The 1641-nt window shown below is 63.8% G+C and carries 2 protein-coding genes; one reads left to right on the top strand and one right to left on the bottom strand.

The features are described from left to right. Positions 1-86: 86 nt before the first annotated feature. Positions 87-1178, top strand: coding sequence for an IS630 family transposase (locus tag ABZ641_RS36430; protein WP_359988806.1), 1092 nt, complete (start codon positions 87-89; stop codon positions 1176-1178). Between the two features lie 39 nt (positions 1179-1217). Here the strand turns inward: ABZ641_RS36430 and ABZ641_RS36425 are convergent, their stop codons facing one another. Further along, positions 1218-1505 carry a hypothetical protein gene (locus ABZ641_RS36425; RefSeq protein WP_359988804.1) on the bottom strand — a complete coding sequence of 96 codons (288 nt, stop codon included), beginning with the start codon at positions 1503-1505 and terminating at the stop codon, positions 1218-1220. Between the last annotated feature and the right edge of the window lie 136 nt (positions 1506-1641).

Genomic DNA, 1641 nt, shown 5'->3' with positions numbered 1-1641 from the left:
GGGCAGAACCCGAGGATTGATCACGACATCACACAAGCCCTAGTGTCCTGAGTCTTTAATTCTGTAGATAAATGTAGACTGGCTTTGTGGCGAGGACAGGTCGGCCGAAGGCCGAGTTGGTGTTGTCGGATGATGAGCGGGCTGCGCTGGAGGGGTGGGTGCGGCGCCGGTCCACGCCGCAGGCGTGGGCTCTGCGGTGTCGGATCGTGCTGGAGTGCGCAAGTGGCGCATCGAACAAGGACGTCGCGGAACGGGTGGGGTCGACGCCGCAGGCAGTTGGTCGGTGGCGGGCGAGGTTCGTCGAGCACCGGATCGCCGGTCTGGGCGACATGCCCCGGCCCGGGGCTCCGCGCACCGTGTCCGACGAACGGGTCGCCGAGCTGATCGCCAGGACACTGGAATCCGCGCCGAAGAACGCGACCCACTGGTCGACCCGATCGATGGCCGAGCAGACGGGTTTGTCGCAGTCGACGGTCTCGCGGATCTGGCGTGCGTTCGGCTTGCAGCCCCATCGCGCCGAGAAGTTCAAGCTGTCCACCGATCCGTATTTCGTGGACAAGGTCCACGACGTCGTCGGCCTCTACCTCGACCCGCCGGAGCGGGCCCTGGTGTTCTGCGTGGACGAGAAGTCCCAGATCCAGGCGCTCGACCGCTCCCAGCCCGTGCTGCCGATGATGCCGGGCGTGCCGCAGCGGATGACCGCGGACTACGTCCGCCACGGCACCACCACCCTGTTCGCCGCACTCGAGGTCGCCACCGGCAAGGTCATCGGCTCGCTGCACCGCCGACACCGCACCGAGGAGTTCAAGAAGTTCCTGACACTGCTGGACCAGCAGGTCCCTGAGGGCCTGGACGTGCATCTGGTCCTGGACAACTACGCCACCCACAAGACGCCGACGATCAAGACCTGGCTGGTGGCCCACCCCCGCTTCCACCTGCACTTCACCCCGACCGGTTCATCCTGGCTCAACCTGGTCGAGCGCTGGTTCGCCGAGCTGACGAACAAGCAGATACGGCGAGGCGTCCACACGTCCGTCCAGGCCCTCGAAGCCGACATCCGGGACTGGATCGCCACCTGGAACACCGACCCCAAGCCCTACGTCTGGACCAAGACCGCCAACGAGATCCTCGAACGCCTCGCCGGATATCTGAAGCGAATTCCCGACTCAGGACACTAGGGCGTGTTGTGAAAATGATCGAGCTCGCTGCCTGGCAGCTCACAACCCGCGAATGGCTTCGGCCAGGTCGGGGCCGTAGGAAGCCCAGCAAATGACTGAGCCGTCGGGGTCGAGCTGCCCCATGAACCAGTCTTCACCAACTCTTGCAAGGGACATGTCATAGCCATGGAAGGCAATGACGACGTCGGGCTGGAGGACGTCATAGTCGGCGAAGCCGTGCTGTTCGACGACGACGAGTCGTTCAAGCGAGAGCAGATCCGCTTTGGCGTCACCCGATGCGGAGCGGACCTGCTCGATCGTCCATCCGTAGGGAAGAAGTGCGTTCACTGCCGCATGGTCGCAACGAACGGTGTCTCACAGCCACTCGTTAAGAGGAGCTAACACAAAGGCTCGCTGAGGCCATGTCTGCTTGTCTGGTGACTCGTTGAGCTGCTCGTGGGGAAAGTGAAGGGTCCGCCGTGGT

This window comes from Kitasatospora sp. NPDC007106, assembly GCF_040634455.1.
Taxonomy (GTDB): Bacteria; Actinomycetota; Actinomycetes; order Streptomycetales; family Streptomycetaceae; genus Kitasatospora; species Kitasatospora arboriphila.
This window is presented reverse-complemented; position numbering and strand designations above follow the sequence as displayed.